Genomic DNA, 25,124 nt, shown 5'->3' with positions numbered 1-25,124 from the left:
GCTTATGCCAGATACTGCAATGCATATCCCACAAAGACAGCCAGTGACAGCAGCATGGCATCCTCATCAATATCAAACTGTGCATGATGATGCGGCATTCCGGTATGACACGATTGAGAATTTCTGGAGCCGATAAACGCATAACAGCCCGGCACATGTGCCAGATAATCGGCAAAATCATCCGCCTGCATCATTTTCTCCTGATTATGAATTACCCTATCCTTACCAACCACTGCCTGTGCAACCGGTGTGAGTTCTTCAACTACCTGATAGTCATTGATCAGGGGTGCCGCAAAATCCCGGAATTCCACCTGAGCACTACCACCGTATAAGGAAGCTGTCTGCTGTGCAATCTCACATACCCGCTGATTGATATTGGCTCTTGTCCGGGATGAGAAGCTGCGTGTTGTCCCCTCCAGCAGCGCTTCCTTTGCCACAATATTATACTGCGTTCCGGCATGCAGCGTACCGATTCCGACAACCGCAGTATCCAGCGGAGACAGGGAACGCGATACGATGGACTGCAGATTTATCACGATTTGTGATGCGATATACAGCGCATCAACGCCCTTTTGCGGAGTGGACACATGTGCCCCTTTTCCCTGCACAACGATACGGAAATAATCACAGCTTGCATTGATTGGTCCCGGTGTCAGAGAGATTGTCCCGACATCCAGACTGCTGCACATATGGGCTCCAAAGATACGATCTGCCCCATCCAGACATCCTTCCCCGATAAAGGTGCGTGCCCCCTGGCCGATTTCCTCTCCCGGCTGAAAAAAGAAACGGATTTCACCGGCGAATTCATGCCTTCGCTCCTGCAGCAGCTTCACCGCATGCAGCAGTACCGCTGTATGGGCATCATGGCCGCACGCATGTGCATACCCGGAATTCACACTGCGATAGCTTTTATCCAGCAAATCCTCCATGGACAAAGCGTCCATATCCGCACGCAAAACAAGAACCTTTCCACTTCCTTTTTCTCCGCTTATGCTGGCAAAAACCCCGGTTTCTCTGATTCGGCGGTGTGCAACGCCAATCCGCGTCAGCTCCTCCTCTATTTTTGCGGCTGTCTCATATTCCTTCATGCTTGGCTCCGGATGCATATGAAACCAGCGGCGAAGTGCAATCAAAGACTTCTGCTCTTTTTTTATCCACGTATCTATCTGCATACCTGCCTCCTGTAATCTTTTGTTTTCTGTCATTTAATCGACTGTCGAACGAGCTTCCGGCTGTTCTGTACAGCGAAGAAGCCGTCTTGCGTGATAAAGCTTATCGGAGTTCTTTTCCTTCTGAATTATAAACGTATGATGGAAAAATGGCAAGTCGTGATTCTGCACAAGCGCATCAAACAATACTGTGACTTTCCCTATACGCTCGCGTAGCAAAGGCTTCCGCAGGAGCTTTTATTCCACAATGCCAGCTAAACATGCCGTGTGCAACATGGCTTTCCACACGTAAAGCCAAAGCAGCGAACGCATAAAAAAACGATTTATATTTGTATAATTACGCAGGAATGTTAAAATAAAGAAAAGGATGATTATCATGAAAAAACAGCTACGCACGTATCCTAAACCATACATCTATACCCTGTATTCACCACATGCACCGCATGAGGCGCTTCTCTTTTACAAACGGGACCGCCGGAAACAGCATTCCCGGTGAAAACTACGATTATGAGCAGGATACGCCCCTTTTTTATGATTGTTCTCATCATCCTGAGCTCCTCATTCTTCCTTTCCTTTATCAACCGCTATGATAACAAATATTACAATGTACAGGCTCCAGTAAAAAACGGACAGCTTTTAAGCAATCAGCTGAGGCTGGAGGATAATGCACTGTATTCTCTGGTGGATAACTGGCTGTTTTATCCACACATCTACCGCAATGCAACAACCAATCAGGATGCCAGAGGTGTCTATACCTACCTTGGCCAGTACCCGGATTTCTCCATGCGTGATGCTTCACGCTCCCCTTACGGTGTATCCAGCTATCAGCTGAGCATTCCGGCGACAGAAAGCGGACAGACGATATCCATCTATTTTCCTGAAATCGATATTGCCTCTGAAATATGGCTGGATGATACACTGGTTGCTTCCAATGGCAATGTGAAAACAGCTCCCATCAAGGCCCGCATACAAAATACCGTCATTACCTTTTCCACAGAAAAAACACATACCCTTTATGTCATTGCGGCAAACGACACGCATTATTACAGCGGTATGTATTATCCATGCATATTATCCACCCCGCAGGGGATACAGAGCATGATTCTGCGAAAAGTCTTATTTTACGGATTCCTTGTATTTTCCTCTTTAAGCATTGGATTGTATTCCCTGAATTTATGGATCAGAAACCGCAGAGACAGCGTTTCCCGTTGCTTTGCGACAGCCACCCTTGCCTTTTCTCTGTTTGCATCCAGAGAGCTTCTCCGTATGTCTGGAATCTCTCATGTGACCATATTTTATGCCTTCATGGACGCGGCTTATTTTCTTATGATGTATAAGATTCTGGAAATCAATACCCTGCTTTCTCCTTTATCGAAGAAAAATCTGATTACCAGAGGAATGCGACTGCTTTCCATCGGTATGTGTATCCTGCCCTTTGCCAACCTGTTTATGCTCGGCAAAAATGCGGATGCCCTGCTTGCATATGGCTGGATCGTAGACGGCTTTAAATACATCAGTGTGCTTTATATTTTGTATACCACGCTGTATGGAAGCCGATACCGACGCATGGAGCTATGGCTGCTGGGAGCGAATACCTTTTATATTTTCGGTATTCTCTACACGCTGCTTGGCGCAAATCTCTTTGAACCCCTTTGCTATGGATGGCCGAATGACTATTTTTCCTTTTTCATTGTACTGTCTCTGGCAGCCCTCATGATTCAGCGCAGTGAACAGATGGCAAGGGAAAACGAACGGCTGACAATTCATTTACAGGAAACCGTAGAACAGCGAACGGAACAGCTGCACACACTGTTAAGTGAAAGAAAGGCCATGCTGGCAGAATTTGCCCATGATCTGAAAGCTCCCCTCAGCAGTATGCAATCCTTTATCGAGCTGATCCGTATGCAGGATACCCTGATTGATGATGAGGTTGATGGGTATTTAAAAATACTGGAACGAAAGGGAGCTGAATTACAAAATCGAATGACCGTCCTACAGAAATTCTCCTCTATGGATAAGGGGAGTCAGGATAAGCATGTTCTCGATCTGACACAGTTTCTGAAGCAGTTTCATGATTTTAACAAGGCAGATTGTGATGCGGCGGGAATCTACTTTCTGTATCTCTCTGCCAGGGAGCCCTGTCCTGTATTTGCGGATGAGAAGCAGCTAACGCGTTCGCTTGAAAACCTGCTGTACAATGCCTTATCCTTCACGGAGATGGAAGGAACCATCACCCTGTCCCTTTCCACAGAGGACAGCAATGCGCATATCGTTGTGGAGGATACCGGCTGTGGAATTGCACCGGACAGACAGGAACAGATTTTCCACAAGGGTGTATCTCTGCGGGAGGATTCCACAGAGCGCGGTCTTGGTCTTTACATCACCAAAAGTATAATTGCCGAGCATAACGGCTCCATCTGGGTGGAGTCTGACGGTGAGCACGGCTCTGCCTTTCATATCCTGCTTCCGCTTGCCTACAGCAACCTTCAAGAATCTGTCAAACCATAAGGCAGAGACTGGGTATGTGTGACTTTTCTGTTATAATAAAGTCAACGTTTGAAGAATGATTACAATACACAGAAAGGAATGAACGCATATGAAATGGTACGAAAAGCAGAAAAAGCTGTATACACAGAATCAGGAGGAACAAAAAAACACCCCTTTTGGGGACCGTGCATCTATAAGGGGGAACGACGCAGTCGACCATGCAGCTTTATCGGCTGCTGTGCAGGAGTCTTTAAAGAGTCAAAACGAGCAGCTGCAAACCGGAAAAAACGATGAGGCAGAGAGTTTTAAAAGCAAAGAAACCACGGTTATTCAGGAGCACACAACCTTACAGGGAGATATGAATACGGAAGACAATATCACCATACATGGTGTTTTCATTGGAAATATCAGCTGTGGCGGCGATCTGACGATCAGCGGCAGCGTGAAGGGAAATATAAGCTGTAAGAATGCTGTTATACAGCAGGCCAAAATAGAAGGGGATATCGTGTGTGATACACATCTTGAAATCAGTCAGGGCTCCTGTGTCCACGGCAATGTGAACGCCAAGCAAATACTCTGCGGCGGTCAGATCATCGGGGATACCCGAATCGAGGGGAAATCCCAGTTTCTGGCGTCCTCTGCGATTTCCGGTGACATTCAGACGCAGTGTCTGGAGGTGGAATGCGGCGCCGTGCTGCAGGGAAATCTTCAGGTACAAGCTTCCTGTTCTGCTTAACCATGACCCGGCTCATAATCGTTAAGCAGACAGGATTATCTATCGGAAACAACAGCTGACATGAAGTCATAAAGCGACTGCCCTGCCTATCGTAAAACGTAAGCCGTCATCACGTATCAGCCTGAGGCTAGTACATACAGCGTAGCAATCAAAGCTCGTAAAAGACACGATGTTTATGAATATTTGATATAAGCACAGTGCTTTGTTTCCATATCAAGACCACAGTAGATATCCACAGCCAAATTAAAACATCGTGTTTGTTTCTGAAACGTACACGATGTTTTTTCATCCTGAAACAGGTGGTTCCACGAACTTATAGCCCTTGCCCCAGACGGTCTGAATAAACATATGATCCGCCCAGGCCTCCTCCAGCTTTTTACGAAGATTGGCGATATGTACCTGCACTGTATGTGTGGAATTCATATCCGGCATCTTCCATACCCGCTGGTAGATTTCCGATATGGTATACACATGCTCCGGTGTCTGTGCCAGCAGTACCAGGATATCAAATTCCGACATGGTTAACGGAACCCTGTTATCCTGAATCTGTATGGTTCTGGCATCCAGATTGATCCGGAGTGGGAAAAAATTCAAAATCTTCTGTCTGGAGGGTATTTGATAATACTGCCGTATCCTTGCCTGTATGCGAAGATACAGCTCTTCCAGAGAAAACGGTTTGGTAATATAATCATCCGCTCCCATCAGAAATCCATTCTTCAAATCCTCCTGTGAGGAAAGATTCGTCAAAAACACGATGGGCACAGAGCTGAAGCTGCGTATTTTCCGACACAGATTAAACCCGCTTTCCCCCTTAAGAAGCACATCCAGAACGATACAGTCTATCGTTTCCTGTTTCAGCACCCGAAGACCCTGTGAACCGCCGGTGGCAGTAAATACATCCTCATTGTTCTTCTGCAGATACTGCTCTGCAGCAAACAGTACATCTTTATCATCATCAATGATAAGAATCTTACTCATGATCCATCCTCCATGTCATTCTTATTGTATATTGTATCAGAAAAGTGAATGACAAAACATGGAAAACCGGATGGCTTGAAACTTTCTTGAACATTTAGGAAATTTGAAAAAAGGCTTTGGCATTGTCATAGAATACCTTTTGAAGTGCTTCTTCATCCAGACCGCTGACGATCACCTTCTGCATTTCCACTGACGGATGATGAAACGGGCCATCAGTGCCGAACAGGATACGATCTGCACCGACACTCTCGTATGCCTCTTTGATTTTTGTATGCATCGGCATACCGCTCATTTCCAGATACAGATTCGCATAGCGACGAGCCATTTTCAGGCTTGCGTCGATATACACACCGTGTCCGTGTCCCATATGAATCATCATCACCTTGACATTGGGAAAGCGCTCTGCGAGAAGCGCAATACTCCAGGGAAGGGAATAGGGTGGATGTCCGCAGTGAATACAGACAGGAACCTGATAGTGCTCTGCCATCTCCATGATAGGATCAACACATACATCGTCCGCCACAAAGGCATGCCTGAGCGGATTCAGCTTTACTGCCTGAAAGCCTTTCTCCAGATACTGCATCAGCAGCTGTGTGCAGTTTTCCTTGAGCGGGTTAACATACACAGCACCAGCAAAACGATCCGGCCATTCGCTGATTGCCCGGTATACGGCCTCATTATTCTGGGAACAGATAACCGTTTTCTCAATCTCATACATATCCATCAGCTCGAGAAGCTGTTGTGGAGTCGCCGCTACATTTGCCCAGCCGCCGATTTCACCGATATGCGCATGTGCATCTATTTTTTTCATATACGTTTCTCCTCAAAAAATGAAAGCATCTCCGTGCGGGACAGCATCGCAGATAGTACCGTAAAAAGGACGAGTCCGATGACTGTCTGCATACAGATTCTCGCAACAGAGGCGATTGCAGGTACAACCCCGGTCAGGGGTATTTTAACAAGTGTATAAGCAATAATCTGAAAAACGCCTCCCGTTCCCGCTGCGATCAGTCTGTTTTTTAATCGTGATTTCTCCAGTAAAAGTCCCATGATCCAGCCCATGGCATATTTTATAATAAAGGTTGGCAGCACCCAGACAGCGGCACCGCTCAGCAAATCGGATAAAGCACCACCAAGGCCGCCGGCCAACGCCCCCTGTTTTCTCCCCAGAACCATCACCCCCAGAAAAATCATACAGTCCCCCATATGCGTGTACCCTCCGGTTGCCGGATTGGGTATCTTTATAATATAGGTTGCGGTAAATATCAAAGCTGTCATAAGTGCTGTCATTGCCAGCTCCTTTGTCTTTTCATGCTGCATACAAGCTCTCCTCTCTATGAAATTGTATACATTCTACCATTAAACTGTATATTGAAAAATGAACAGTTTTATGAAAATAAAAGATAACAGTTTTATTAGCATAAGAGATGGATTTGTTTGCATTCGATAAAAGCTATCCACTCATTGAGGGCAGCTGTTTTCAATATGTTTCATCAATGGGAAAAGCATGCACATTTCCTTACAGTATAAGCATATAAGGTAATTGTGTTTGAAATCACACCACGATTGTATGCTTCTTGTCAGAGAATGCACGATTTACACCGTATATGAAAAAGCGATTTCCCATTGCATCAAGAGAAGGAAATCGCCTTTCATTATTTTTTACAGCTGAACATTTTCTTATTTAAAGAATTCGTTATTTTCAATGAAATTTATAAATGCCCTGCACTGCTCTGCCAGAAAGGGCTCGCTTTCTTTTAAAACCAGTTTCCCATCTGTCACCTGTTCCAGTGCATTTGGTATCGTAAGCCGCGGCACATTCATAACCCTCATATTGAGAAAGCTCAACAGGGTGACCAGCTGATCCTGTGCAATCAGCGTACCGGACATGCCGGGTGTAATACCGCTTACGGCTGCCGGCTTTCCATTAAAAACCCGCTTCTGTGCTTCATCCGGACGAGACATCCAATCCAGAAAATTTTTTAATACCCCGGAAATGCCATGATTGTATTCCGGTGAAAAGAACCATATGCCATCCGCCTCCTGAAGCTGCGCACGCAGGTGCTGTACAGCAGCAGGTGCCGGAAACTCAATATCTTCATTCATAAAAGGTAGATCCTGATAATCGAGTATTTCAAATACAAGCTCGTCACCGCAAAGAGCTGCGGCTGATTCTGCCAGCTGACGGTTCAGGGATGCTTTGCGAAGAGAACCAACCACAGCTGCAATTTTTATTTTTTTCATAAGCTGCCTTCTTTCTATATCTGTATTCTAGTCCTGCGTGATGGAAAGTACAAGATATATGCCTGAAATCCTTTTATTCTCGCTTCAGTATATGCGATGATTTTATTTTTATGCGTATACCTCAAATATGACATAGCATTGTCATATTATGTCTGATACAATGGAGTCAGAAAGGAGGGATCGCATGCAGATACAGAGAATGTTTGAAATCGTCTATATCCTTTTACAGAAACGAAGAGTAACTGCCAAGGAGCTCGCAGAGCATTTTGAAGTCAGCACGCGTACGATTTACCGTGATCTTGACGCACTTTCCATGGCGGGAATACCGCTGTACACCAATAAGGGACATCAGGGTGGTATATTTTTGATGGAGGATTATGTACTCCACCGTTCCATGTTCAGTGAAGAGGAACAGCAAAAGCTGATGGCTGCATTGCAAAGCTATCATATTGCAGACCCGCAGGATGTGGATTCCCTGCTTACAAAATTAAGCTCCACCTTTTCCGCAAAGCTGACCAACTGGATTGATGTTGACTTTGTGGACTGGGGATCCGACCACAGTGCCAATCGCAAATTCCTTCTGTTGAAGGATGCGATTCTTGATAAACAGAGGATACAGTTTTCCTACCATTCCTCCTATGGCGCCAGCACTACAAGAACGGTTGAACCATTGCAGCTGCTGTTTAAGGGGTCCGCATGGTATCTGATCGGCTACTGTACAGGAAAACAGGCACAGCGTTATTTCAAGCTGAACCGCATGGAGAACCTGTATAACACAAAGGAACATTTTGAGCGGGAGCTGGATACATCCAGTCTGCCGCATGATCAGAATGAATATAAGAAGGATTTGATCCATCTGGTTCTGGAAATGAAGGAAAATGTCGCCTATCGCATCTTCGATGAATATGATTCCTCCTGCTTCCGGCGAAGAGAGGATGGAAGCTTTCTTGTTACCATTGATTTTCCAAAAAGCGAATGGATATACGGGTATCTCATGTCCTTTGGAGATTCCCTACGCATCCTGGAGCCTGTGGATATACGGGATGAGGTTATCAATAGAATGCGACATGCAGTCAAGCAGTATGAGTAATATGACATACTGATGTCCTATATGGTGTGATAGGATATAGAAAAAGGAGATGGAAGCGATGGAAAAGAATATAAAGCTTGACTATAAGAAAAAGTATAAGGACCTCTATCAGCCGAAAACCACGGGTATGCTGATCGATATAGCGGCAATTCCCTTTCTGATGGTGGATGGAAAAGGAAATCCGAATGAGGAGGATGGTGATTACAGCAAGGCGATGCAGTTGCTTTACGGTATCACCTTCACGATCAAAATGAGCAGAAAGGGGACTAAGGCTCTGGAGGGCTATCACGATTATGTGGTGCCGCCGCTGGAGGGACTGTGGGAAATGAAGGGAATCAAGGGAATGGATTATTCCCGTAAGGAGGATTTCCTGTGGACATCCATGCTCCGCCTTCCAGAATATGTAACGGAGGATGTGTTCGCATGGGCATGTGAGGAGTTTCATAAAAAGCACCCGGAGGCAGATATCAACCGCGTACGTATGGAATGGTATGAGGAGGGGCTCTGCGCACAAATACTGCACAAGGGCTCCTATGATGAGGAACCGGCATCCCTAAAGAAGCTGCATACCTTTATTGAAGAAAACGGCTGCTGTGTGGATATCGGCTCAACTGCAGCCAGCGGACAGCTTAGAAAGCATCACGAAATCTATCTGGGAGATCCGAGAAAGTGCAAGCCGGAAAATCTGAAAACGGTATTGCGCATACCGGTAAGAAAACGATAACGGAAACCATCCGTAAAGGAGAAAAAGAGCATGGAATATATACAGCTGACACAGGAAAATTTACAGAAGGAGCATATCTGCTGCAGTATGACAGAGAAAAAAGGGGATCACAGCGTCACGGATAAAAAGGCTTGGCTGAAGGAACGCATGGAGGAGGGGCTTGTATTTTATAAGGCCGATGTACGCGGTAAGGTTTTTATTGAATATATACCTGCTCAAGCCGCATGGTTCCCTATTCAGGCAGACAACTGGATGCACATCAACTGTCTGTGGGTTTCCGGAAGCTTTAAGGGCTGCGGCTATTCCGATGAGCTGCTGGAGCACTGCATTGCGGATGCCAAAGCGAAGGGAATGCATGGTCTTACGATTTTATCAGGAAAAAAGAAGCTGCCCTATTTGAGCGATCCCTCGTATCTGAAATATAAAGGCTTCATCCCTGCTGATGAAGCAGGTGAGTATGTTTTGATGCATCTGCCGTTTCATGCGGGTGGAGAGAAGCCGCGCTTTGCGGATGGTGTATTGCGACCTCAGCATCCGGAAAACACCTTTGTATTGTATTATACCGATCAATGTCCGTTTGCCAGTCAGTATGCGCTCAAATTCGCGGAATGGATGAACAACTGGGAACAGTCCTGTGTTGTTCATCATATAACCACACGGGAAGCTGCCCAGAGCTGTCCGGGACCGGTGAGCGGCTATGCGCTGTTTTATGGAAATACGTATCTGACAAATGAAATCCAGTCGGAGAAAAAGGCTGAAAAGCTTTGGAAAACCTATGGAAGCAAGACTGTGCAGGCTGGATGATATCTTCCTGGTAGGCTGTGAAACAAAACTGGGAACATCCCTGAGCAGAAATGCCGGCATTTCCATGGCATTCTGGAAAAGGTTTAATGAACAGCTGAAAATGTATCATGTGAAGCAGGGAAAGCAGTTTGTGAAATATGCCCTTACCCGGCGCGGATCACAGGGTCTGACCTATGCATGTGCTGTTCCCAGTGCTCAGCTGTATCCGGATCACTTTCAGATTTACCGTATTCCCAAAGGGGAGTATCTGTGCGTGGAGCATCATGGTGATATGGCAAAGCTTCCGGAAACCATCGATAGAATATTCAAGCAGGAGCTGAAGGACAGACAGCTGACACCTGCAAAGGGAGCGCTTGTTTATTTCGAAAAGTATGATGAGCGGTTTCACTACCGTCAGGACGCTTCGGTTATTGAGCTATATATTCCACTCGCAGGAAATGCATGCAAGCCCATGGAGGAGATTGAGGCGAAGACAATTTTACAGGGGGGCGGAAATACCATCGGGCAGTTTTCCTGGTTTGGTATGGATTTTAATATGAATCTGTATAAGGGCTGCAATCACGGCTGTATCTATTGCGATTCCAGAAGCAGCTGCTATCAGGTACAGGAATTTGACCGTGTACGGAAAAAGAAGAATGAGCTGCTTATTCTGGAGCGTCAGTTAAAGGGTAAACGGAAAAAAGGAGTGATAGGCATCGGAGCCATGTCGGATACCTATAACCCTTTTGAAAAGCAGCAGGAAATTACAAGAGGTGCATTACAGCTGATCGACCGCTATGGCTACGGTGTGGGAATCGATACCAAAAGCACCCTGGTGCTCCGTGATCTGGATTTGCTGGCACGCATTGCCTCACATAATCCTGTTATTATCAAGCTGACAATCACCTGTGCGGATGATGCTCTGGGAAAGATGATTGAACCGTATGCCCCAAGCTCAAGTGAACGCTTTCTGGCTTTGGAGGAATTGCACAGGGCCGGTATCTATGCGGGGATTTTGATGATGCCCATTCTTCCCTTCATCAATGACACACCGGAAAACATCACCGGTATCGTCGAGCTTGCGGCAAAGCATCATGCGAAATTTATCTACCCTGCATTTGGCATGACTCTGCGGGATAATCAGAGGGATTATTACTACTATCAGCTGGATCATTATTTCCCGGGAAAACGCAGACTGTATGAACAGCGCTATCATAATGTTTACAGCTGTGATTCTCCACATGCCGCAAAGCTGTATAAGCTGTTTCAGACAGAGTGTCGGAAATACGGTATCCGCTACCGTATGAATGATATAATCCGGGGCTATAAAAAGCAGCAGGTTCAGCAGGGACAGCTGAAGCTGTAGAGCGATACAGATGCTATCCCTACTGCGAATTGAGCAATAAGAGAATTTCATCAGCTCCCTCTATGTCCCCGACGATTGAAATACATGGACAAAGGGAAAACGAATGCTTGAAAAAGAAGATGGGAGGTATTTATGAAGCGACCGGAATTATCAAGAGCCTTAACACCGGAACAGTTTCAGGAAAACTATTATCTAAAGGAGGAGCTGCAGGCGTTTTTAAAGGCATGCGGTGTATCTGCATCCGGCAGCAAGGCTGATTTAAACGAACGTATCCTTCAGATATTACATGGAAATGCGATATGTTCTGCCGTAAAGCAAAGAAAAGTAAAAAACAACCGCACAGACACGCTGTGTCCCGATTCCATCATTGAGAAAGATCTTGTTTGTTCACAGAAGCACAGAGCATTTTTCAAATCTGTGATTGGCAGTAAGTTTTCCTTCCATGTGGAATTTCAGGACTGGCTGAAAACCCACGCAGGACAGACATATCAGGATGCCGTGGATGCATGGTATGCCATACAGGAACAGAAGAAGCATAAAAAAACTGTTATCAGTCCGCAGTTTGAATACAACACATATATTCGAGCCTTCTTTGCGGATAATCCGGGGCGTTCTTTAAAGGAATCTATCATGTGCTGGAATCATCGAAAAGCCATACCGGGACCGCACGTATATCAAAAAGAGGATCTTCTGGTTTTAAATGAGCAGGAAGATGAAAGATAGCCTAGTTTCATATAAATGCATTTCTGCAATTGCAGTTATGCGTTTTTTCTTTGATGCAGTTATGTTCGACATAAGGCTTACACCCTTTTATTAAATAAGCACATTATTCTCAAAAACTGAGAAATACAGTATATGATACTTATCATAAAAGCATGTAAATTTGATACCAACCTTCTTTATCTCAAAAGACTTTGTATGTAGAATCATGTATATATTAAATTTTCCAAATAAAAAGGATACCTTACGATACCCTATATATACTGATTTTCCTTATGCTACATAGCCGCTATCAGCACCAGCTTATCGATTGATATCCGTAATTTTCACAACACGCGTACCAACACGCTGGGCAAAGCCTTCATCATGTGTAATGATGAGAATCGCCATTTCTTTGCTTAAGTCTTTGATAATGGAGGTCACGGAAGCAATGGATTCCACATCCAGCGCACTGGTTGGTTCATCAAAGCACAGAACAGAGGGCTGCAGCATGCAGGCACGGGCTATCGCCACCCGCTGTTTCTGTCCACCGCTCAGAGTAGAGGGATAGGCATGCAGCTTATCACTGATCTGCAGCCGTTCCAGTAATTTCTCTGCCTTTTGAACCGCATCCTCTTTACTCATCAGCTTATGATAAACGGGTGCCTCAATCAGATTCTGAAGTACATTGCGATGCGGAAACAGCTGGTAGTTCTGAAACACCATGCCGACCTCCTTGCGCAGCGCCTTTTTTGTTTCCTTATCCGCGTAGACACTCCTTCCGTTTTCCTCTTTCAGAAGGTAGCTGTCATTGATGAGAATTTCTCCGCTGTCAGCGGTTTCCAGATCACAGAGACAGCGTAGCAGAGTTGTCTTTCCACTTCCACTCAATCCCATTAAAACAACGATTTCCCTTTCCTTCACATCCAGATCGACATTGCGAAGCACCTGATTATCGTGAAAGGATTTGCATAGATTTTGAATTTGTATACTCATACGGCCACCTCTACTTATAATAGTTCAGCCGTTTTTCCAGATAATTCAATCCGCGGGAAATCGGCATATTCAAGACCAGATAAATCATACCAACATAAATGAAAGGAAGTCCTGTCGCATAGGTACCGGCTGCGATTTTGGCATAACGCAGCAGCTCGTCGATTCCCAGAATGGAAACCAGACAGGTATCCTTCAACAGCGTCAGGCTCTCATTGATAAAGGAAGGAATACAGTTGCGCAGCGCCTGTGGAAGCAGGATATGCAGAAACGTATAGGAGTTGGAATAGCCGAGAAGCTTGGCTGCCTCCTTTTGTCCCTCATCAATGGATTGTATGCCACCACGCAGAATTTCTGTGAAATATGCGGTATAGTTCAGAAGAAATGCCAGTATAGCTGCTGTTGTCCGATCCAGACGGATGCCCAGATAAGGAAGACCGAAATAGACGAACATCAGCTGCAGAAGTAGCGGTGTACCTCTCATGATATAAATATAGAAACGAACGATGGTAGAGACAACCGCATTCCTTGACAGTCTGACATAGACCATGGGAAGTGCCAGAACAAAGGAGCCGACCAGCGTTACCACCCAGAAGAACAGGGTGATCTTCAGCCCTTCTACAAAGGCCGGAAGCAGCTGTATAAAGAAGTCCATAGCTTATTTAAACCAGGTATCCTTGATGTTATCGAAGGTTCCATCGTCCTTTAATTCCTGCATTGCCTTGTTGATATGTTTGCACAGCTCTGTATCATCCTTGCGCATTCCGATTGCATATTCCTCTGTACCGAAGTTTTCATCCAGTACCACATAGTTCACTCCGTTATCCTGCTGCTTCATATAGTAACGCGCCAGAGTCTCATCTACAACGATGGCATCGCTTCTTCCGGATTCCAAATCCATGAAACAGTCATTGTTGGTATCAAACTGGGTCGGCTTGCCATCCTTTAAGCCTGCGACAAAGTCCTTATCCTTCATGACCGCATCATACGCACTGGAATTTTTCTGAACCGACAAGGTTTTATCCTTAATGTCCGCCTTTGTCTTGATTCCCGTCTTATCCGTTGTGATAATTATCTGACGGTTTTCCATATATGGATCAGAGAACAGCACCTGCTTTTTACGCTCCTCCGTGATGGAATATCCGTTCCAGATCAAATCGATATTCCCGGACTCCAGCTCTGTTTCCTTTAAATCCCAGTCAATGTTTTGAAACTCAACCTTCTTACCGATTTTCTTTGAAACGGCTTCTGCCAGCTCCACATCAAAGCCGACCAGCTTTCCATCCTTTTTAAATCCCATTGGCGCAAAGGTATCATCTATACCAATGGTCAGTACCTCCTTGTCATCCCCCTTTGCTGCATCTGATCCACAGGCAGTTAAAGTGAGTGTGCACAGCAGTGCGAGCATTGTTAAAGCTATCCTTTTCATACGTTTTTCCTCCTCAATTTCAAGCGTCTGATGAAAAAAAGCTTCCATCCTCCGGATTTTGTCCAGAGGACGAAAGCTGTTGCTTACGTGGTTCCACCTCAATTTATCAGCTCCTTGCGGAAACTGACCTCAGTAAGTGATGATCATGCTCATCGTCATGGAAGCATCACTTTGATCGGTAACGGAATCAACCGGCAGACACTACTGTTGTTTCGCATCTGCAGCTCCAAGACGTGTTCCACAGCCAACTCATGATTCCCTTCTCAGCAAACGGGAACTCTCTTTCATGCCTGGACATGTGTACTATTTCTTTTCATCGCTTGTACTGTAGTTACAGTATACGGGATGAAAAATGAAATGTCAATGCATTTTGTAAGAAAATGTAAGAATGCGGTATCTCAATGAAATACCTCAGAAAGTATTGAAAGAAAATGTAAAATTATATATTCTGCGATTCCTGCACCTGCCGCTTATAAATACAGGTCCCCTCCTTCCAGGTTTCCAGCACCTGAATATTTCGTATCTCCTCCACCGGAATTTCCAGCGGATTTTGATCAAGGACGGCAAAGTCCGCCAGCTTACCTGCTTCCAGCGTTCCCTTTTGATCCTCCTCATGGTACTGCCAAGCCGCATACTGCGTGATCGCACGCAGGGCCTCATAAACATCAATACGTTCCTTTTCCCCGAGAAGCACTCCGTTTTTTGTACGGCGAACAGCGGCACACCATACGGATTCCATCAGATTCGGTGCGATAACGGGAGTATCGGTATGCAGGGTGAACACAAGTCCAAGCTGCAACGCATCCCGCAATGGAGAAATCAGCGAAGCCCGCTGTACTCCGAAGTTTTCAATATGCACATCTCCCCAGTGCCATACATGTGCCGCAAAGAAGGAAGGAATCATTTGCAGCGGCTTCATCCGTTCCAGCTGTTCCTTTTGCACTAGCTGTGCGTGAATCATGACAGGACGTAAGGTATCCTTAGCATCCAGCTCTCTTACAACCTTTTCAAACTGTGTCAGATACTGCTCAGCTGCTGCATCACCATTGCAGTGTGCGAGAAGCTGCTGATGCTCCAGCAGACTTTTGCGAATACAGGCAGCCACTTCCTCATCACTCATCGTTCCATATCCGTAATAGTTGGCATCCCCCTGATAAGGTGTTTGCATCCATGCAGTTCGTCCCTGTGGAGAGCCGTCAAGAAACATCTTATATCCGCCGATGCGAAAATGCTTATGATACTGCACTCCCTTTGGCTTGCTTTCCTTTCGCAGTGCCTCACTGTCCCGGATTCCCACATAGCCGACCACATCCTGTTTCAATATATTACGAGCTGCGGCCTCTTTCAATATGGCATATACCGCCGCATTCATCATCCCGTCCTGTATGGTGGTAATTCCATAGCTGGCATATAGCTGCAAAGCATCCTCCAGCAGCCGCATCATCTCCTCCATGGATGGCATCGGCACATGATGCAGAAATGATGTAAAGGCATTTTCCTCCATATAGCCGTTCAGCATACCATCCGTATTTCGTCCATATCTGCCGCCATCCGGATCGGGTGCATCAGGGGGGATATTGGCCAGCTGCATTGCTGTATATGATGCAACACCCATATGGGAGGATGCATGAGTAATCACGATTGGCCGCCTGCCGACAGCCTTTAGGACATCGGCATCCGGATGCCGGCGCTCCTTAAGCAGTGTATGATCATAGCCGACACCACTCACCCAGTCCTGCTCCTTCAAATGATGCTGCTGTATGAAATCAGTAAGTATGTGCTGAATATCCGCAAAGCTTCTTGCATTGCTTACATCCGCCTGACGGAATGTATTCGCACAGGATACCAGATGGCTGTGAGCATCTATGATTCCCGGGATGATGACTCTGCCGCCCATATCCACACAATCTGCGGCTTTATATTCTTCCGGTATGTGATCACCGATGTAAACAATACTCCCCTGTTCGATGCACATACAGGATGCTGTTTGTCTGTCCTTCATAGTGAGTATGCGTGCATTTAAGATTTGTATCATAAAAACACCTCCTGCTTATAGTGTACCACACGGTATGGATTTCATGAAATCCGGTTTGCCGGCGTAATTGATTCCCCTATGCAATTTATCCTTGGTTCACAGCACTGCCTGCTTTTTCTTAGTCTGCCCTGCCTAACCAGGAACACCACCAAGTCCTTTTCATGCAACACCAACCACAGAAAGCTTTCTCTGTTAACAGGTCTTTATGCGTCCCCTCCCTTTCCTATCCGTATTGTTTCCATATACCCTACAAATGCAGATAACCTCCACGATATGGAAACAGTCTGAAAGCATATGAACTTTATATTTATCGTTCTTCTTCCTGTTTATCAAATTATCTTTCTCAATTCCTATGCCGAACACACTAGAAAATGGATTGATGCCTATCAGATGAGAAATGAGGAAGGCGAGGTGGAAAGTAAGCGAAGCCTGATGAGGAGGATTTACATTTATCTCCCGGAGATAAATGAAATTGTTAAGCGCAAGGGATTCGGGAAGCTGAATGACTTTGAACAATTATGCTAGGTTCTACCCTTCGGGTACCTGTTTAAAAACAATGATGAAGATGGTATATTAAAAACAGAGGAAAGGCTGGTGAAGAAGGTTATACCCAAAAGACACCAAGTGGAAACGTACAGAAAATTTCATGATGCAGAAGATCTCCGGTCGATAGGGATGGCAACGCAGATACAGGAGCAGCGCGAAAAAAATGCTATTTTGGATAGTTTTGAAGATGGTGTTGAACAGGGAATTAAACAAGGCGTTGAACAGAGAAAAAAGAGGTGAAAGATTGCTTTTAAATCGACTAATGAAAAGTAAATATCATCAAGACTGCTCAACATGGCTATGCTCTTTATCAATGGAACAGCTCGATCTTGTATCCAATTTATTATTCACCTGTGATACCTTACAAAAACTGAAAAATCAGCCTGCTGTTCACAAATAATACATATAAAGTACACAAAAAGACTGTTTCAAATTCAGGTTCCTTCTTACTTCAGGGTGTATGCAACAAGAGACTTCCACTATTGTATTTATCAATAGAAGTTAAAGTCTCCCTGTTTTGAGTTTACCCACATTCGAGAAAGAACCCAAATTCATAAAAACAGTTTTTCGACAGTTGCATATAGAAAATAATTGGTGTCTGCTATTTTTATCAAGGTATAAAGCCTGCATAAATAGAAACAGATGTTCGCGGCACTTAATATTCATTTGTTACATGTTCTTTATCAGCATTATTTTCATTTATATTGAAAGAAAATGAAATAAATTTGAAAACCTATTGACAAATCATGTAAATCAGCTTTATAATCAAGACTATAAATTCGATTGATTCAGGAAGAGTAACAGAACCCTCGGATCCAAAGAGAGCTGATGACGGTGGAAATTCAGCGTGAAGAGATCTTGTGAATGGCCCTGAAGAGAAGCATCGGCGAAAAGTGATGAGTAGCTGATGACGCAATTCCCGCGTTATCTGAGGAAGCAGACATGTTGGTGTTTGTATAAGAGTGTTTTGCATTTGTCTTTTCGCAAAACGTATAGGTGGCTAAACGAAGATCCTTCGTCCTATGATACAGGGCGGAGGTTTTTATTTTTATTCTCACTCTTATACAGTAGCAGGAAAGGAAAATAGAATGGAAAATACAGAAGCAATTCTCTACTGTCACAGCAGACGATGGCGCAGCTTTTAACAGCCGCCTATGCAGAGGACAGGAGGAACCCTATGATCTATCCCGATTTACAAACTGTGCGTATTTACGCAGACACATATACACGAATTCCCGTTTACACAGCACTGGATTATGAAGCAGACGATATGCTTGATCTGTATGCAGCGCTGCGGGGACCCTATTCATTTTTTCTGGAAAGCGGTGTTCTGAACTCGTATGGCCGCTATTCCATCATCGCTTTACCCTGTAGGCAACGCCTGGTAAGCAGAGGTGGAACTACAGCTCTCATTCAATACGATGAAACAATACAGCTGGATGGAAATCCACTGGACATCCTAAAGAAAGAAATGCAGGAATGTGCTCCCATCTATCCGGAGCTGCCTGTATTTACAGGAGGAGCAATCGGTCATTTCAATTATGATATGATTCGCTTATTTGAAGCCATTCAGGATAACCGGCTTCCCTCTCTAAAGCTTCCCCTGATGCAGTTTGCATTTGTGGAAGAGCTGCTGGTGCTTGATCATGAACAGCACCGGCTGTATGTCATTGTGAATATGCAGACACAAAACGGATGTCTGGACAACGCCTATGACAAAGCGGTTCAACGTATTTACGAGCTGCGGGCTTTCCTGTCACACAGAAAGCCGTATAGTGGAAAGCCACTTGCAAGGCGAACCGTCACAAGCTCCATGAATAAGCAGCAATTCATGGCTAACGTGGAACAGGCGCAGAAGCACATACAGGAAGGCGATATCTTTCAGGTTGTACTGAGTCAGCGTATGGAGGCTTCGTATACAGAGGATCCATTGGATGCGTATGTTCAGCTTCGTTCACTGGGGAAAAGCCCCTATATGTATTATCTTGATTTTGATGAATATGTCATTGCCGGTGTTTCACCGGAGCTGCTGTTAAAGGGTCGCGGACGTTCCATTATGACGATGCCGATTGCCGGCACCCGTCCCAGAGGAGCTGATGAACAGGAGGATCTGAAAGCAGCACAATCCCTGCTGGAGGATCCCAAGGAGAATGCAGAGCACAGCATGCTCATTGATTTAGGACGGAACGATATCGGCAGGGTATCGGATATCGGCAGTGTTCAGGTTCGGCATATGAAGCAGGTGCAGCGTTATTCCCATGTCATGCATATGACGAGCGAGGTACACGGGCGGCTGAAGGAAAGTTGTGATATCTATGACGCACTCGCCAGTGTCCTACCGGCAGGAACTCTGTCCGGTGCGCCGAAAATCAGTGCAATGAATATCATTGAACAGCTGGAGCCGGTAAAACGGGAAATTTACGGTGGGGCTATCGGCTTCTTAGGCTACAATAAACAATTTGATGCCTGTATCACCATCCGTACCTTTGTCTTTCATAAACATAAGGTCTATTTACAGGCAGGAGCCGGAATCGTAAAGGATTCCGTACCGGAAAAGGAATATGAGGAAACGCTGCATAAAGCTAAAGCCATGCTTCGTGCAGTACACGGTGAGGTGACGGTATGATTGTAATCATCGATAACTATGATTCCTTTACCTACAATCTCTATCAGGCAGTTGCCGTATATGCGCAAGATGTCATCGTATTGCGAAATGATGCTGTTGATGCCTCTATGCTGCAAAAGCTGAAGCCGACTGCTCTCGTGTTTTCACCGGGGGCAGGTCATCCCCATGCTGCCGGAAATATGGAATCTATCATTCAGCAGTGTTACAGGGATATTCCCATGCTGGGAATCTGTCTGGGGCATCAGGCCATAGCTGAGGTGTTTTCTTCCAGAATCACCTATGCAAGAGTGATTCGGCACGGTGAGTGCGATGCAATCACGCAAACAGCACCCTGCGCGCTGTTCGATGGTCTTTCCACCACATTTTTGGCAGCCCGCTATCATTCTCTGGTTGTTGAACAGCCGGGTGAGGAGCTCATCGTAACTGCTGAAAGCAGCACAAAGGAAATCATGGCGATTCAGCATCACCGCTATCCTGTATACGGCATTCAGTTTCATCCGGAATCGATTCTGACACCGGACGGTATGCGAATTATTGAGAATTTTATAACGAAAGCGAGGAGCTATGTATGTTAAAGGAATATATTAAAAAGGTCAGTGAACACCATGATCTGACAACAGAGGAAATGAAAACTGCTATGAATATCATTATGGATGGCAGAGCAAGCAGTGAACAGGTCAGCGCATTTCTGATCGCAATGAAGATGAAAAAGGAAAGTCCTGCGGAAATCGCAGCAGCGTCCAGGGTCATGGTAAGCAAGGCGACACCGCTTCCAACCGATGTGAAAGGTATTGTCGATATCGTAGGCACCGGTGGTGACTGTCTGAATACCTTTAATATTTCCACCACCTCCTCCTTTGTATTGTGCGGTGCAGGACTGGCAGTTGCCAAGCATGGAAACCGCGGCGTATCGAGTAAAAGCGGAAGTGCGGATACCCTGGAGGCACTGCATGTCAACATCACCCTTCCGCCAAAGGAAGCAGCCTATCTGCTGGAGAAGGTCGGCATCACCTTTCTGTTTGCCCAGACCTATCATGAAAGCATGCGGCATGTCGGCCCGATCCGCAGACAGCTTGGATTAAAGACAATGTTTAATATTCTCGGACCCCTGACGAATCCGGCACATCCCGATACCTATGTCATCGGTGCCTACAATGAGGAAATGGCAGATGTCATGATTCATGTCTATCAGGAAATGGGTGTTAAACAGGCAGTGGTTGTGCATGGGAACTGCGGTATGGATGAGGTTTCCATGACCGGAGATACCCTTGTACATGAGTTAAAGGACAATCAGATTTGTACGTATACGATTTCTCCGGAGCAATTCGGCAGAAAGCGCTGTCAGCTGCAGGAGCTTGTCGGCGGAGACAGTGTGGAAAACGCCAAAATTCTCATGGATATTTTACAGGGAGAGCACAGTGCCAAACGGGATGCCGTTTTACTGAACAGCGGCCTTGCCCTGTATATCAGTGGACGTGCTGACACCATGGAAGACGGAATCAGGCTGGCTGAGCAGAGTATCGACAGCGGACAGGCGCTGGCGAAATTCAGGATGTTTCAACAGCTGTCACAGGAGGTAGGTGCATGATACTGGATACGATCATAGAAAAGAAAAAAACTACACTGGAGGAGGAGCTGATGCGGATGCTTCCAAGAGAACAGGGTAAGATCGCCAAGCAGATGAAGCTGTATGATTCATTATTCGTTATCGGAGAAATAAAAAAAGCAAGTCCCAGCAAGGGTGTCATTGTAGAGGATTTCAGCGCTGCGCGCTTTGCGAATGCGTATGATGAGGCAGGTATCAATGCCATCTCCATACTGACAGAACGCAATTTCTTTCAGGGCGGCTTGGAAAATATAGAAATTGCCCGTTCCGTGAGCGATCTTCCTATTCTGCGCAAGGATTTCATTATGGATGCCCGCGAGGTTGTGCAGACAAAGCGTATTGGCGCAAACATGATGCTGCTGATTGTGGCTATGCTGGAGGATGCAACCCTGCGTGAATTCTATCAGCTGGCACGCTTTCTCGATCTGGAGTGTATCGTGGAGGTACACAATGAAAAGGAGCTGGAGCGGGCATTGCAGCTGCAGCCGGAAATCATCGGTATCAATAACCGCGACCTGCATACCTTTGCAGTATCTCTGGAAACAACAAAGCGTCTAGCTTCCAGAATTCCTGCGGATATCAGCATCGTTTCCGAAAGTGGAATTTTCACCCATGAGGATATGGAGTATGTAAGAAAAGCAGGTGCAGATGCTGTTTTAATCGGAGAGAGCTTCATGCGCTGTCTGGATATCCGTACCCACCTGCAGGAGCTGAAGTATGGCAGTTGTAAAGCTGTGCGGTATTAAAAGCGAAGAGGATGCGGCACTGATGAATGAGGTGAAGCCGGACTATGTCGGCTTTGTATTCGCTCCCGGAAAGCACCAGATATCCGCAGCCTCCGCCTGCAGGCTTTCAAATATCATCCGATACAGCAGGCTTGTCGGTGTTTTTGTGAATGAACAGCCTGCCGTCATAGCTAAAATTGCCAAGCAGACAGGTCTGGATGTTATTCAGCTGCACGGAGATGAAAGCGATGCGGATATCCGGCAGCTGAAAAAAAGCTGCAATTGTGAAATATGGAAGGCTCTGCGTATCGGTCAAATCAAGGATATGGATGCTGCAGCGTTTCCGCATGCGGATCGTCTGCTTGTGGACAGCTATGTACAGGGCCTGCGCGGAGGAAGCGGAAAGCGGATCGCTATGGAATTGTTACAGAAGCTGGACGTGTCCAGACTCATCATTGCCGGTGGAATCTGCAGGGATAACGTAAAGGAAATTCTGGCATTGCAGCCTTACGGCATTGATGTCTCCAGTGCACTGGAGACCAATGGCAAAAAGGATAAGGAAAAAGTGCGCACGTTTATGAAGCAGCTGAAGGGTTGAACAGAAGCAGACCAAGCACTGTAAAGGAATACTGCAATGGCGTGCATTTTACAAGATAGATGCCCGTAAAAAGCGGGAGATGGGAGGCAGTATGACAAAAGGAATGTATGGAGCGTTTGGCGGACAATATGCGCCGGAAACACTCATGATTGCTCTGGAGGAGCTGGAGAATGCCTATGAGCAGGTAAAGGATGATGCGGATTTCCAGCAGGAGCTTCAGTTTTATTTAAGGGAATATGCGAACCGTCCTTCTCTGCTGTATTATGCAAGGAAGATGAGCGAGGAACTGGGCGGTGCAAAGATATATTTGAAGCGGGAGGATCTGAATCATACCGGTGCGCACAAGATCAATAATGTGCTGGGGCAGGCATTGCTGGCAAAACGAATGGGAAAAACGAAAATCATTGCGGAGACGGGTGCCGGGCAGCATGGGGTTGCCTCCGCAACAGCGGCGGCTCTTTTCGGTATGGAATGTGAGGTGTTCATGGGGGTTGAGGACATGCGCAGACAGTCGCTGAATGTATTCAAGATGGAGCTGCTGGGGGCAACGGTTACCGGGGTATCCAGCGGCACTGGCACCTTGAAGGATGCCTGCAATGAGGCCATGCGTGCATGGGCTTCCCGCTGTGATGATACCTTTTATGTTCTGGGCTCCGCTGTCGGACCTCATCCGTATCCGATGATTGTCCGTGATTTTCAGAAAATCATTTCAGAGGAAATGAAGGAACAGTGTCTGGAAAAGGAAGGTCGTCTGCCGGATGCGGTCATCGCCTGTGTGGGCGGCGGCAGCAATGCTATCGGTACCTTTTATGATTTTCTGAAGGATGAGGATGTTGCCCTGATCGGATGTGAGGCGGCGGGAAAAGGGATCCATACCGAACAGCATGCCGCAACCATTGCACGCGGCAGTGTCGGTGTCCTGCATGGCATGAAATCACTGTTTCTACAGGATGATGACGGTCAGATCATGCCGGTGTATTCCATTTCCGCAGGACTGGATTATCCCGGAATCGGACCGGAGCATGCCGACCTTGCCCAAAGCGGGCGCGTGCAATATGTGCCAGTCACAGATGATGAAGCGGTTGCGGCTTTTCTGTATCTGACAAAAACAGAGGGCATCATACCGGCAATTGAAAGCAGTCATGCGCTGGCCTATGCCATGAAGCTTGCCCCGACCATGTCAAAGGACAGCATACTCGCAGTCACCCTGTCCGGACGTGGTGACAAGGATGTAAAAAGTATTGCGGAATATCTGGAGGTGGACATTCATGAATAGAATCGATGCAGTATTCAAGAGATTGAAGCAGGAACAAAAAACGGCCTTCATCGGCTTTCTGACAGCAGGTGATCCGGATATTCCCACATGTATGGAATGTGTGAAGCAGCTGGAACAAAACGGCTGTGATATCATTGAAATCGGAATCCCCTTTTCCGATCCGATTGCGGAGGGACCTGTCATTCAGGAGGCAAGTCTTCGCGCCTTACAGAATGATATCACAACAGAGACTGTTATGCGTATGGTGTCGAACATTCGCGAGTTCTCCCAGATTCCTCTTGTTTTCCTCCTGTATTACAACCAAATCTTCAAATATGGGGCAAACCGGTTTCTCAGAGAAAGCGAAGCTGCCGGTATTGATGCGCTGATCATACCCGATCTTCCCATGGAGCACCGTGAGGAATTAAAGCCGCTTGCGGATGCACATCATATACAGCTGATTTCCCTGGTAACACCTGTTTCCAGTGTCCGTAAGAAAAGCATTGCAGAACAAAGTGAAGGCTTTCTGTATTGCGTGACATCCCTTGGTGTAACCGGCGAGCGAACGGAATTTCAGGCGGATTTGAAGGCATTTCTAAACGAGCTTTCCGCTTACAGCAATACGCCAAAGGCACTTGGCTTCGGTATTTCCACTCCACAGCAGATTACCGAGATGAAGTCCTATGCGGACGGTGTGATTGTCGGCAGTGCCATTGTGCGGCAGATCGGGCGACTGGCGAAGCAGGAAATCACGCTGGAAGAGATCGGCAGCTTTGTGAAAACACTTGCGGATGCGGCACATGCCTAGAAAGGGACAATGCGTCCTTTTTTTGTACCGATTGCAACGAACGCTTCACCACTTCTACAGATGTACCTCCTATACCAGCCACCTTCTTCAGCTCACGTAAACCGGCGGCTTCTCTGCCCTGTCGTAATGATTTTTCAGCTAAGCACTAACAGAATACATGCAGAAGCAAAAATGCATCGTTTATTTTCGCTTTATGGCAGTATTCTCTGTGCCTTGGGATAAAAAAA

General features: G+C 46.1%; 25 protein-coding genes and 1 other annotated feature. Of the genes, 16 read left to right on the top strand and 9 right to left on the bottom strand.

Features of this window, described 5'->3' with window-relative positions; genetic code table 11:
- Window positions 1-2 precede the first annotated feature (2 nt).
- On the bottom strand, window positions 3-1,172 hold the full coding sequence (locus ACESPQ_RS02845; protein ID WP_002605822.1) for a M20 metallopeptidase family protein: 1,170 nt from the start codon (window positions 1,170-1,172) through the stop codon (window positions 3-5).
- 504 nt (window positions 1,173-1,676) lie between these two features.
- On the opposite strand from ACESPQ_RS02845, the gene ACESPQ_RS02840 reads away from it, so the two are divergent.
- Window positions 1,677-3,677 carry a sensor histidine kinase gene (locus ACESPQ_RS02840; protein ID WP_233108871.1) on the top strand — a complete coding sequence of 667 codons (2,001 nt, stop codon included), beginning with the start codon at window positions 1,677-1,679 and terminating at the stop codon, window positions 3,675-3,677.
- 88 nt (window positions 3,678-3,765) lie between these two features.
- Complete coding sequence (locus ACESPQ_RS02835) at window positions 3,766-4,392, top strand: bactofilin family protein (protein WP_002605824.1); 627 nt, start codon at window positions 3,766-3,768, stop codon at window positions 4,390-4,392.
- A 285-nt stretch (window positions 4,393-4,677) separates the two neighbouring features.
- On the opposite strand, the gene ACESPQ_RS02830 is transcribed toward ACESPQ_RS02835, so the two are convergent.
- From ACESPQ_RS02830 to ACESPQ_RS02815, 4 genes are all read right to left on the bottom strand, one after another.
- Entirely contained in the window at window positions 4,678-5,370 is a 693-nt protein-coding gene (locus ACESPQ_RS02830) for a response regulator transcription factor (protein ID WP_257376466.1), read from the bottom strand.
- A 94-nt stretch (window positions 5,371-5,464) separates the two neighbouring features.
- Window positions 5,465-6,181 carry an amidohydrolase family protein gene (locus ACESPQ_RS02825; protein ID WP_002605826.1) on the bottom strand — a complete coding sequence of 239 codons (717 nt, stop codon included), beginning with the start codon at window positions 6,179-6,181 and terminating at the stop codon, window positions 5,465-5,467.
- Complete coding sequence (locus ACESPQ_RS02820) at window positions 6,178-6,690, bottom strand: ECF transporter S component (RefSeq protein WP_002605827.1); 513 nt, start codon at window positions 6,688-6,690, stop codon at window positions 6,178-6,180. The genes ACESPQ_RS02825 and ACESPQ_RS02820 overlap by 4 nt, the downstream gene beginning before the upstream one ends.
- 360 nt (window positions 6,691-7,050) lie before the next feature.
- Entirely contained in the window at window positions 7,051-7,614 is a 564-nt protein-coding gene (locus ACESPQ_RS02815; RefSeq protein WP_257379018.1) for an NADPH-dependent FMN reductase, read from the bottom strand.
- 184 nt (window positions 7,615-7,798) lie between these two features.
- On the opposite strand from ACESPQ_RS02815, the gene ACESPQ_RS02810 reads away from it, so the two are divergent.
- The 5 genes from ACESPQ_RS02810 to ACESPQ_RS02790 all read left to right on the top strand — a co-directional run bounded on the left by ACESPQ_RS02810 (window position 7,799) and on the right by ACESPQ_RS02790 (window position 12,300).
- Window positions 7,799-8,704 carry a helix-turn-helix transcriptional regulator gene (locus ACESPQ_RS02810; protein WP_002605829.1) on the top strand — a complete coding sequence of 302 codons (906 nt, stop codon included), beginning with the start codon at window positions 7,799-7,801 and terminating at the stop codon, window positions 8,702-8,704.
- A gap of 58 nt (window positions 8,705-8,762) precedes the next feature.
- Complete coding sequence (locus tag ACESPQ_RS02805) at window positions 8,763-9,428, top strand: GyrI-like domain-containing protein (RefSeq protein ID WP_002605830.1); 666 nt, start codon at window positions 8,763-8,765, stop codon at window positions 9,426-9,428.
- A gap of 30 nt (window positions 9,429-9,458) precedes the next feature.
- Window positions 9,459-10,232 carry a GNAT family N-acetyltransferase gene (locus tag ACESPQ_RS02800; protein ID WP_002605831.1) on the top strand — a complete coding sequence of 258 codons (774 nt, stop codon included), beginning with the start codon at window positions 9,459-9,461 and terminating at the stop codon, window positions 10,230-10,232.
- Window positions 10,204-11,577 carry an effector binding domain-containing protein gene (locus ACESPQ_RS02795; RefSeq protein WP_257327525.1) on the top strand — a complete coding sequence of 458 codons (1,374 nt, stop codon included), beginning with the start codon at window positions 10,204-10,206 and terminating at the stop codon, window positions 11,575-11,577. Before ACESPQ_RS02800 ends, ACESPQ_RS02795 begins: the two co-directional genes overlap by 29 nt.
- 132 nt (window positions 11,578-11,709) lie before the next feature.
- Entirely contained in the window at window positions 11,710-12,300 is a 591-nt protein-coding gene (locus tag ACESPQ_RS02790; RefSeq protein WP_002605833.1) for a DUF6434 domain-containing protein, read from the top strand.
- A gap of 300 nt (window positions 12,301-12,600) precedes the next feature.
- Here ACESPQ_RS02790 and ACESPQ_RS02785 read toward each other — a convergent pair whose 3' ends face one another.
- The 4 genes from ACESPQ_RS02785 to ACESPQ_RS02770 all read right to left on the bottom strand — a co-directional run bounded on the left by ACESPQ_RS02785 (window position 12,601) and on the right by ACESPQ_RS02770 (window position 16,733).
- Window positions 12,601-13,272: an amino acid ABC transporter ATP-binding protein gene (locus ACESPQ_RS02785; protein ID WP_002605834.1), complete on the bottom strand. Its 672-nt coding sequence runs from the start codon at window positions 13,270-13,272 to the stop codon at window positions 12,601-12,603.
- A gap of 10 nt (window positions 13,273-13,282) precedes the next feature.
- On the bottom strand, window positions 13,283-13,924 hold the full coding sequence (locus ACESPQ_RS02780) for an amino acid ABC transporter permease (protein WP_002605835.1): 642 nt from the start codon (window positions 13,922-13,924) through the stop codon (window positions 13,283-13,285).
- Window positions 13,925-13,927: 3 nt separating this feature from the next.
- A complete protein-coding gene (locus ACESPQ_RS02775) occupies window positions 13,928-14,698 on the bottom strand; it encodes an amino acid ABC transporter substrate-binding protein (protein WP_044907829.1) in 771 nt (256 codons plus the stop codon).
- 62 nt (window positions 14,699-14,760) lie between these two features.
- Window positions 14,761-15,024 (bottom strand) — a binding site (T-box leader).
- A gap of 113 nt (window positions 15,025-15,137) precedes the next feature.
- Window positions 15,138-16,733: an amidohydrolase gene (locus tag ACESPQ_RS02770; RefSeq protein WP_257327524.1), complete on the bottom strand. Its 1,596-nt coding sequence runs from the start codon at window positions 16,731-16,733 to the stop codon at window positions 15,138-15,140.
- Window positions 16,734-17,027: 294 nt separating this feature from the next.
- On the opposite strand from ACESPQ_RS02770, the gene ACESPQ_RS02765 reads away from it, so the two are divergent.
- The 9 genes from ACESPQ_RS02765 to trpA all read left to right on the top strand — a co-directional run bounded on the left by ACESPQ_RS02765 (window position 17,028) and on the right by trpA (window position 24,897).
- Window positions 17,028-17,258 carry a hypothetical protein gene (locus tag ACESPQ_RS02765; protein ID WP_118002214.1) on the top strand — a complete coding sequence of 77 codons (231 nt, stop codon included), beginning with the start codon at window positions 17,028-17,030 and terminating at the stop codon, window positions 17,256-17,258.
- Window positions 17,259-17,327: 69 nt separating this feature from the next.
- Window positions 17,328-17,519 carry a hypothetical protein gene (locus tag ACESPQ_RS02760; protein ID WP_002605839.1) on the top strand — a complete coding sequence of 64 codons (192 nt, stop codon included), beginning with the start codon at window positions 17,328-17,330 and terminating at the stop codon, window positions 17,517-17,519.
- A gap of 937 nt (window positions 17,520-18,456) precedes the next feature.
- Window positions 18,457-19,905, top strand: a complete 1,449-nt coding sequence (locus ACESPQ_RS02755) for an anthranilate synthase component I family protein (RefSeq protein WP_373143910.1) — start codon at window positions 18,457-18,459, stop codon at window positions 19,903-19,905.
- Window positions 19,902-20,480, top strand: a complete 579-nt coding sequence (locus ACESPQ_RS02750) for an anthranilate synthase component II (RefSeq protein ID WP_002605841.1) — start codon at window positions 19,902-19,904, stop codon at window positions 20,478-20,480. Before ACESPQ_RS02755 ends, ACESPQ_RS02750 begins: the two co-directional genes overlap by 4 nt.
- A complete protein-coding gene (gene trpD / locus ACESPQ_RS02745) occupies window positions 20,474-21,493 on the top strand; it encodes an anthranilate phosphoribosyltransferase (protein ID WP_002605842.1) in 1,020 nt (339 codons plus the stop codon). Before ACESPQ_RS02750 ends, trpD begins: the two co-directional genes overlap by 7 nt.
- Window positions 21,490-22,257, top strand: coding sequence for an indole-3-glycerol phosphate synthase TrpC (trpC, locus tag ACESPQ_RS02740; RefSeq protein WP_373143909.1), 768 nt, complete (start codon window positions 21,490-21,492; stop codon window positions 22,255-22,257). Before trpD ends, trpC begins: the two co-directional genes overlap by 4 nt.
- Complete coding sequence (locus ACESPQ_RS02735) at window positions 22,229-22,834, top strand: phosphoribosylanthranilate isomerase (RefSeq protein ID WP_002605844.1); 606 nt, start codon at window positions 22,229-22,231, stop codon at window positions 22,832-22,834. The genes trpC and ACESPQ_RS02735 overlap by 29 nt, the downstream gene beginning before the upstream one ends.
- 91 nt (window positions 22,835-22,925) lie before the next feature.
- Window positions 22,926-24,110, top strand: a complete 1,185-nt coding sequence (gene trpB / locus ACESPQ_RS02730) for a tryptophan synthase subunit beta (RefSeq protein WP_002605845.1) — start codon at window positions 22,926-22,928, stop codon at window positions 24,108-24,110.
- Complete coding sequence (gene trpA / locus ACESPQ_RS02725; protein ID WP_373143908.1) at window positions 24,103-24,897, top strand: tryptophan synthase subunit alpha; 795 nt, start codon at window positions 24,103-24,105, stop codon at window positions 24,895-24,897. The genes trpB and trpA overlap by 8 nt, the downstream gene beginning before the upstream one ends.
- Window positions 24,898-25,124 lie beyond the last annotated feature (227 nt).

This window comes from Clostridium sp. HGF2 (genome assembly GCF_964240115.1).
Classification (GTDB): domain Bacteria; phylum Bacillota_I; class Bacilli_A; order Erysipelotrichales; family Erysipelotrichaceae; genus Clostridium_AQ; species Clostridium_AQ innocuum.
The sequence above is the reverse complement of the archived record's forward strand: the minus strand, read 5'-3'. Positions and strand labels throughout refer to the sequence as shown.

Coding starts and splice junctions, on each gene's coding strand:
- ACESPQ_RS02845 (WP_002605822.1), bottom strand. CDS start 1,172: ATGCAGATAGATACGTGGATAAAAAAAGAGCAGAAGTCTTTGATTGCA.
- ACESPQ_RS02840 (WP_233108871.1), top strand. CDS start 1,677: ATGAGCAGGATACGCCCCTTTTTTATGATTGTTCTCATCATCCTGAGC.
- ACESPQ_RS02835 (WP_002605824.1), top strand. CDS start 3,766: ATGAAATGGTACGAAAAGCAGAAAAAGCTGTATACACAGAATCAGGAG.
- ACESPQ_RS02830 (WP_257376466.1), bottom strand. CDS start 5,370: ATGAGTAAGATTCTTATCATTGATGATGATAAAGATGTACTGTTTGCT.
- ACESPQ_RS02825 (WP_002605826.1), bottom strand. CDS start 6,181: ATGAAAAAAATAGATGCACATGCGCATATCGGTGAAATCGGCGGCTGG.
- ACESPQ_RS02820 (WP_002605827.1), bottom strand. CDS start 6,690: ATGCAGCATGAAAAGACAAAGGAGCTGGCAATGACAGCACTTATGACA.
- ACESPQ_RS02815 (WP_257379018.1), bottom strand. CDS start 7,614: ATGAAAAAAATAAAAATTGCAGCTGTGGTTGGTTCTCTTCGCAAAGCA.
- ACESPQ_RS02810 (WP_002605829.1), top strand. CDS start 7,799: ATGCAGATACAGAGAATGTTTGAAATCGTCTATATCCTTTTACAGAAA.
- ACESPQ_RS02805 (WP_002605830.1), top strand. CDS start 8,763: ATGGAAAAGAATATAAAGCTTGACTATAAGAAAAAGTATAAGGACCTC.
- ACESPQ_RS02800 (WP_002605831.1), top strand. CDS start 9,459: ATGGAATATATACAGCTGACACAGGAAAATTTACAGAAGGAGCATATC.
- ACESPQ_RS02795 (WP_257327525.1), top strand. CDS start 10,204: ATGGAAGCAAGACTGTGCAGGCTGGATGATATCTTCCTGGTAGGCTGT.
- ACESPQ_RS02790 (WP_002605833.1), top strand. CDS start 11,710: ATGAAGCGACCGGAATTATCAAGAGCCTTAACACCGGAACAGTTTCAG.
- ACESPQ_RS02785 (WP_002605834.1), bottom strand. CDS start 13,272: ATGAGTATACAAATTCAAAATCTATGCAAATCCTTTCACGATAATCAG.
- ACESPQ_RS02780 (WP_002605835.1), bottom strand. CDS start 13,924: ATGGACTTCTTTATACAGCTGCTTCCGGCCTTTGTAGAAGGGCTGAAG.
- ACESPQ_RS02775 (WP_044907829.1), bottom strand. CDS start 14,698: ATGAAAAGGATAGCTTTAACAATGCTCGCACTGCTGTGCACACTCACT.
- ACESPQ_RS02770 (WP_257327524.1), bottom strand. CDS start 16,733: ATGATACAAATCTTAAATGCACGCATACTCACTATGAAGGACAGACAA.
- ACESPQ_RS02765 (WP_118002214.1), top strand. CDS start 17,028: ATGAACTTTATATTTATCGTTCTTCTTCCTGTTTATCAAATTATCTTT.
- ACESPQ_RS02755 (WP_373143910.1), top strand. CDS start 18,457: ATGATCTATCCCGATTTACAAACTGTGCGTATTTACGCAGACACATAT.
- ACESPQ_RS02750 (WP_002605841.1), top strand. CDS start 19,902: ATGATTGTAATCATCGATAACTATGATTCCTTTACCTACAATCTCTAT.
- trpD (WP_002605842.1), top strand. CDS start 20,474: ATGTTAAAGGAATATATTAAAAAGGTCAGTGAACACCATGATCTGACA.
- trpC (WP_373143909.1), top strand. CDS start 21,490: ATGATACTGGATACGATCATAGAAAAGAAAAAAACTACACTGGAGGAG.
- ACESPQ_RS02735 (WP_002605844.1), top strand. CDS start 22,229: ATGGCAGTTGTAAAGCTGTGCGGTATTAAAAGCGAAGAGGATGCGGCA.
- trpB (WP_002605845.1), top strand. CDS start 22,926: ATGACAAAAGGAATGTATGGAGCGTTTGGCGGACAATATGCGCCGGAA.
- trpA (WP_373143908.1), top strand. CDS start 24,103: ATGAATAGAATCGATGCAGTATTCAAGAGATTGAAGCAGGAACAAAAA.